This is a genomic window from uncultured Shimia sp. (genome assembly GCF_947498095.1).
Taxonomy (GTDB): domain Bacteria; phylum Pseudomonadota; class Alphaproteobacteria; order Rhodobacterales; family Rhodobacteraceae; genus Shimia.
In genome coordinates, this window is sequence record NZ_CANMJE010000005.1 from 239,573 (window position 1) to 246,100 (window position 6,528).

The 6,528-nt window shown below is 54.7% G+C and carries 6 protein-coding genes; 2 read left to right on the forward strand and 4 right to left on the reverse strand.

What is annotated here, in order from left to right; genetic code table 11:
- Positions 1-46 precede the first annotated feature (46 nt).
- Positions 47-835, forward strand: a complete 789-nt coding sequence (locus Q0932_RS11380; RefSeq protein WP_299352605.1) for a LuxR C-terminal-related transcriptional regulator — start codon at positions 47-49, stop codon at positions 833-835.
- A 27-nt stretch (positions 836-862) separates the two neighbouring features.
- Here Q0932_RS11380 and Q0932_RS11385 read toward each other — a convergent pair whose 3' ends face one another.
- The 4 genes from Q0932_RS11385 to Q0932_RS11400 all read right to left on the reverse strand — a co-directional run bounded on the left by Q0932_RS11385 (position 863) and on the right by Q0932_RS11400 (position 4,666).
- Positions 863-1,021, reverse strand: coding sequence for a hypothetical protein (locus tag Q0932_RS11385; protein ID WP_299352608.1), 159 nt, complete (start codon positions 1,019-1,021; stop codon positions 863-865).
- Positions 1,022-1,259: 238 nt separating this feature from the next.
- Positions 1,260-2,654 (reverse strand): TRAP transporter large permease, encoded by a 1,395-nt coding sequence (locus tag Q0932_RS11390; protein ID WP_299352610.1) that lies wholly within the window; start codon positions 2,652-2,654, stop codon positions 1,260-1,262.
- Positions 2,654-3,322, reverse strand: coding sequence for a TRAP transporter small permease subunit (locus Q0932_RS11395; protein ID WP_299352613.1), 669 nt, complete (start codon positions 3,320-3,322; stop codon positions 2,654-2,656). Before Q0932_RS11395 ends, Q0932_RS11390 begins: the two co-directional genes overlap by 1 nt.
- A 111-nt stretch (positions 3,323-3,433) precedes the next feature.
- Entirely contained in the window at positions 3,434-4,666 is a 1,233-nt protein-coding gene (locus tag Q0932_RS11400; protein ID WP_299352615.1) for a TRAP transporter substrate-binding protein, read from the reverse strand.
- 119 nt (positions 4,667-4,785) lie between these two features.
- Here Q0932_RS11400 and Q0932_RS11405 point away from each other — a divergent pair, with 119 nt between their 5' ends.
- A complete protein-coding gene (locus Q0932_RS11405; protein ID WP_299352618.1) occupies positions 4,786-6,408 on the forward strand; it encodes a choline dehydrogenase in 1,623 nt (540 codons plus the stop codon).
- Positions 6,409-6,528: the final 120 nt, after the last annotated feature.

The following is a 6,528-nucleotide window of genomic DNA, read 5'->3' on the forward strand; positions in this document are numbered from 1 at the left end:
TTGCACCTTGACTAGCCTAAGTAAGCCGGCACATTCTGTCACCCTAATGAGTGACACATTCCAATCCCGCCCCCTGCCGCGCGACACTACAACGGCGCTCGTAGCCACGGTCGGCACCCCCGGCTTTGGTCACGTACTGATGCGTCATATCCGATCTGCTGCGGCAATCGCGAATTTCGGTGCGTTTCTGGTGCCTGACATGTCACGCCCGGCGCCCGTCCTGTCGCTCTGGGCGGGCGAGATGAGCGGCTATTGGTTTAACCGCAATGCCCGAACCATCCTAGCGGATGACGCCATGAAGCAGGACATCATTTCACGCATTCGCACAACCGCACTGGGGCAGTTGTCAGTTGAGCGTTGGCGCCCAAGCCCCGAGGACCCGATCAACCCGATCTATCAGCGCGATGAGGTGATCGAGCGCATCACCGTATCATCGCGTACCGAGAATGCCGGCGTTCAGTCGTTCTACCTGCGTGGGAAATCTTCAGGAAGGTTTACTGAGGATGAGGTTCAACGCCTCATGGATGTGCTGCCGCTGGTGCATGAATTGGTGGTCCTACGCCATCGGATCGTTGGGTCCGAAGCGTTTCATTTTGCCACTGACGCGCGCGTCACGGCGCTCAGAGCCCGTGATGTCGGCCGGTTCGGACAGCTCTCACCACGCGAGGCTGAGGTATGCGATCAATTGCTCAATGGTGTCAGTGTTGCGGGCAGCGCCGTGGCGCTGGGGATCAGCGACAATTCTGTACGCACCTTACGCAAACGGGCCTATGCCAAACTGGGCGTGCACTCGGCCATGCAAATTGCCGCGCTCGCCCTGAATGACAGCACCTGATCCGATACGGATGCAGGTTAGGGATTATTAGCTTTTCACCGCATGGGCGAGATCCGAGCACGCGGTCATGTCACCGGCACTGCATCTGTCCTGCAGGCCCTGTAGCTCGGCAGTCGGCTGCGTCGGAGTTCCGCTGCAAGCAGCAAGGGTCAAGGCGGCAACCGCAAGAATGGCAAACTTCTTCATGAAAATACTCCCGAGACTCTGATTTGCGGCAGCTTACCCAAGCAGGCGCCTGATCCCAAGGGTTTCGCGCAGAAACCGCTCGATTTACCGGACACTCTGTTGTGCGGACCAATCCGCCTATTTGATACGTCTCCTCCCATCAAAACAACGGCCCCTGCATTGTGCAGGGGCCGAATTTCGTTGGGAACATCTCAGGCCGTCAAAGGCCTCATGTTCTCAGGTATCGCAGCAAAACAATTTAGCCGCCTCCGCCCCCAGAGAGCAGGTTGTACAACCCACCGCCTGGCAGCAGCGTTTTGCTAAGCGTCGGGATCAACGCTACGCAGAACCACACCAACAACAGAGACACGAGGTACATCGTCGCGTAGCGCAGCAACCTAAAGTACGGAACCCCCGTCACACCTGAGGCCACGTAGAGGTTCAATCCATAAGGCGGCGTGATAAAGCCAATCGACGCGCCGACGAGGAAGATCACGGCAAAGTGGATTGGATCAATACCGACCGACACTGCGATAGGTGCAAGGATCGGAGCCAGAATGATTGTTACTGGCAAAGACTCGAGGATCATCCCAGTCACAAACACGATCGCCATCGATGTAAACAGAACAGCATAGTAGCCACCCATTCCCGTCACAAAGGCGCCAATTGTTTCCTTGGCCCCCAGCGAAGACAGAACCTGTTGCATCGCAACCGACACAGCAATCAGTGGTACAAGGATACCAGTGATCTGTGCAGAACGAGACACGATGGCAGGAATAGAGGGCAGTGTGAACCCTTCCACCACGACCATGGACATCAGGCTCTTTTCGGTCACCGGTTGATTGACGTCGCTGCCCATTATCTTGTTCAGCGGATAGGAAATCAGCCCCACGATGATACAGAAACCGACGGTCACGCCAGCAGCCTCAGTTGGTGAGAATTTTCCGGTGTAGATGCCCCAAAGCACCAGACCAATCGCGAAGAAACCCAACCATGCTCCAACAGCGGTCTTCAGGACGCGCCATGGGCTCAGTGTGATGAGGAAACCCCACTTGTTGGCGTAGCAGATGATAAAGGCCGCGGTCATCATGCCCAGAACCATCAAGCTGCCGGGCACGATGCCCGCAATGAACAGTTCCGAAATCGGCAGGTTCATCAAGAAACCGTAGACGATAAAGATGATCGATGGCGGGATAATAATCCCAACCGTACCACCCGCGGCTGCTGTCGCTGCAGAAAACCGTTCGTCGTAGCCACCTTTGACCATTTCAGGATGCAACATGGACCCGATGGTCGCCGTTGTTGCCGAGTTCGAACCCGAGATCGCCGCGAACAAACCACAGGCCGCAATTGAAGCCATAGCCAGGCCACCGCGCAGCCATCCAAGACAGGAATAGGCAAAATCCGATAGCCGTCGGGCAATGCCGGATTGGTTAATCAAGTCACCCGTCAGGATGAACAGCGGCATCGCCAGAAGCGCAAAGCCCTTGTTAAAGACGTTCAACAGCTCATTGCCGGTGTTATCCAGCGGCAGACCGATGACAAAGCTACAGCCAATGACCCAGTAAAAGATAACCAGCAAAACTGGTGTGCCGAGCATGAAGAAGATCGTCACGCCCAATGAAATTAGTCCGACCCAAGTTCCGTCTGACATCACACATCCCCCCCAATAACGCTTTGTTGGATAATCGCTCCGCCGGACCGATAGTTTCTCCAGTCATCCAGCCAGTTGCCGATAACGCGGCCAGACATGAGAGTGAATGCAATGGGAACCGTGATGTAGAACCACCACTTCATGGTATCGTCCACGCCGTCCACCAATTGGAAGTTGTCTGCTGAATATGCCGTGAACTTCATCGAGGTCGTGATAGCAATCCAGCAAAACCCGAACCACAGAACCGCATCCAGAGTCAGCGCCGCCATTTGATTGGTCGGCCGCATCTTGGAGCGGAACTCGCTAAAGCTGAGGTGGGTCCGAAGCTTGACGTTATAGGAACATCCAAACCACGCCATGATCATGAACAAGAACGGCGGTACCGTGGTTGAGCCAGACCATTGGTTGGCAAAAATGAACCGGTCAATAACACCCCAGAAGATGATGACAGCAATCATTAGATAGGTGACCACTGCGATTCCGCGTTCCAGGTGCCGGTCCATAAATGGAATTCGTCTGAAGAACTGGTTCGCCACAATGCCTCCGAAGAAGGTGAGAAAAAAGCAGAACACCCACATTCCATCTGTGTAGAATGCGTTTCGCATTTCCCAAGCTTGTCCGGAAAAGATCGCAGGAATGACAGCTACTGCTTCGCTCCAAATCGACATCAAAGTACCTCCCTCTTGTACTTCTTTATACACCGTTCCCTTAACGGTGTGCAGGAAAGGGTCGGCCCCCAATCGAAGGCCGACCCCTTGTTTCGCCTAGCCTTTGGTGGATTAGGCTTTCCACCAGCGACGTGGTTCCACGTTCTCTGCAAGCGTATCTTTGGGGATCTGACGCGCGATGTCGTAGATTTCCTGATACGTGTCATGGCCACCGGACCAACCGTTGAGGCGCTCACGCCAGTCTTCCCAAAGCTGAGGTTGGAACTCTGGTGAACACATTTCCTCGGCCATTTTGATCTGGTCCTCGGCGAGCGTTGCAACACGAACATTGTTTTGAGCAAAGATCGTGTTCGGCGCTTGTGGGTTCGAAGCACCAACGGTGTTGACCAATGCCGCTTCGTTTGCCGCCTGAACATGAACCTGAGCGAGGTAGGAAGATTCCATAACCGCGTCTTGCAATTCACCACCCAGGCTATCGAATGCCGATGCAGACATCGCAGTGTGCTCTGTACCGCAGAAGAATTTCAGGTCGACAGACTGAGAAACAACCGGCGACATGTTGGCGTATGCCACGGCCGAGGCCCATGTTTCCGCGCCATCAATCAGACCCTGCTTCAGACCATCAAGCGTTTCTTCCCACGCAACTGGCACGGGGTTCAGGTTCAGAGCCTTCATCGCGATACGACCCAGCTGAGTACCGGTCACGCGGTTCTTGGTGCCGAACATCTCTTCCAACTTGGTAATCGTAGGAGCATCTTGCCACTTCAGACCCATCTGGATGCCGCGAAGTTCACAATGGCTGAACAGGAACTTCAGGCCATGACGCTTTTCATAAGGGTCACGCAGAAGTTTTTGCGACTCAGGTGAATACAAGAAGTGATACTGCGCAGCCCGGCTTGGGAACATATACGCATAGTCGAGCACGTTGAGATAAGGTGCGCCACCAGCAGAGTTCTGCGTAGAAGCCGCATAAATCTCGACGATGCCCTGCTGTGTTTTCTCAACGCAAGATGTCTGACCACAGATTTGGTTGTCGCCAATGAACTCAACGCGGATTTCGCCGTCTGTGCGGCTTTCCAGATCGCGCGCAAACTCAAGACAGCCCGCACGTTCGATCAAAAGGTTGCGCTCATTAAAGCCAGCCGCACCAAACTTGAACGTGAACTTCGGCTCTTTCGCATAACGCTTGTCGTATGAAGACTCAGCAGCGGATGCCAGATTGGCGAGGCTCATGGCGCCACCAAAAGACCCAGCCGCCAACAGGGTTGAACTCATCCCGAATCGTCCCGCAACCCGGAACAGGTCTCTCCTGGAAATGTTTTCCAGCTTGTTCGCAATACTCATTTGTTTCCTCCCTAAATGATGATTATTGAGACTTGTGATCTCATTATTACTCATTTATGGGTAAGTCACGCAAGAGAATTCTGTACTTGCCGTGAAACTCAACCCGGGAGGAATTTGATATGACGCAGAAAACAGCCGATTTTCTGATAGTTGGGGCAGGTTCCGCAGGGTGCGTTCTCGCCAACCGATTGAGCGCTGATCCGGCTCATAAGGTGATTCTTCTTGAAGCAGGCGGCCGCGATTCGAACCCTTGGATCCACGTTCCGGTCGGTTATTTTAAAACTCTTCACAATCCAAAAACGGACTGGTGCTACAAGTCCGAGCCCGATTCGGGTCTGAACGGCCGCTCGCTGGATTGGCCCCGCGGGAAGACCCTCGGCGGGTCCAGCTCGATCAATGGTCTGCTCTATGTTCGCGGACAAAAGGAAGACTATGACCGTTGGGCGCAACGCGGCAATCGCGGATGGGGCTACGACGATGTTCTTCCCCTCTTCAAGCGCTCTGAAACACACGAAAATGGCGGCGATGACTTTCACGGCGAAGACGGCGAACTCTCGGTGTCCTTGATTCGCGCCAAAAGCGATATCTCCGAGGCTTTCATCGATGCCGCTGTTGAAATGGGTGTCCCGCGCACCGATGACTACAACGGCGAAAACCAGGAAGGCGCTGGCTATTTCCATCAGACCGCTCGGGGTGGTTTCAGATGTTCCAGTGCACGCGCCTTTTTGAACCCGGCCAAGAAGCGTCCAAATCTTGAGGTGATCACACACGCCCATACCGAAGAGCTGATCTTTGACTCGCCTGAGGCGCGCAAAGTGATTGGTGTCCGCTACTCCCGTCAGGGCAAATCCCATGACGTCATGCTGAATCCAGGTGGCGAAGTCATCCTGTCAGCCGGTGCAATTGGCTCTCCACAACTGTTGGAGCTGTCGGGTATCGGGCGTGGTGATGTCCTGCAAAATGCCGGGGTCAACGTTCGACATGAGCTACCGGGTGTCGGGGAAAACCTGCAGGACCACCTGCAAATCCGGCTGGTCTATGAGGTCAACGCCCAGACATTGAACGACGCCATCAACGGTTTCATTCCGCGGATGGGCATTGGCCTCAACTATGTTCTGTTCCGCAAAGGCCCGATGAGCCTTGGGGCAAGCCAGGTCTGCATCTTTGCCAAATCGATGCAAGACCTCGATACGCCCGACATCCAGTTCCATTTCCAGCCGCTGAGCGCCGATAAGCCCGGCATCGAGATGCATCCTTTCTCTGGGATCACGTCCTCGGTCTGCCAATTGCGCCCGGAAAGCCGCGGCCATATCCACATTGCCTCACCGAAGGCCGCCGATTATCCAAAGATCGTGCCGAATTACCTGTCCGCCCAAGCCGATCAGCTTTGCGCCATTCGCGCCGTGAAATTCGCGCGCGCGATGACCAAAACAAGCGCCCTCAGCCCTTACATCGTGCGCGAGCATGTGCCAGCGAACAATCCTCAGACCGACGAGGAGCTTTTGCAATGTGCCCGCAACATCAGCCAGACGATCTATCACCCGACCAGCACCTGCCGCATGGGCAACGATGATATGGCCGTCGTTGACGACCGGCTGCGCGTGCGCGGAATTGCCGGGCTGCGCGTCGCTGATGCCTCGATCATGCCTGACATTGTGTCGGGCAACACCAACGCCCCAACCATCATGATTGGCGAAAAAGCCAGCGACATGATTTTGGAAGACCGCAAGGTAAACGCCTGAAGATCACACCTTATCACACGACATTTCATTAGGAGACGTAGCGATGAAGATGACGACCGAAGAAGCTTTTGTAAAAGTTTTGCAGATGCATGGTATTGACCATGCATTTGGGATTATCGG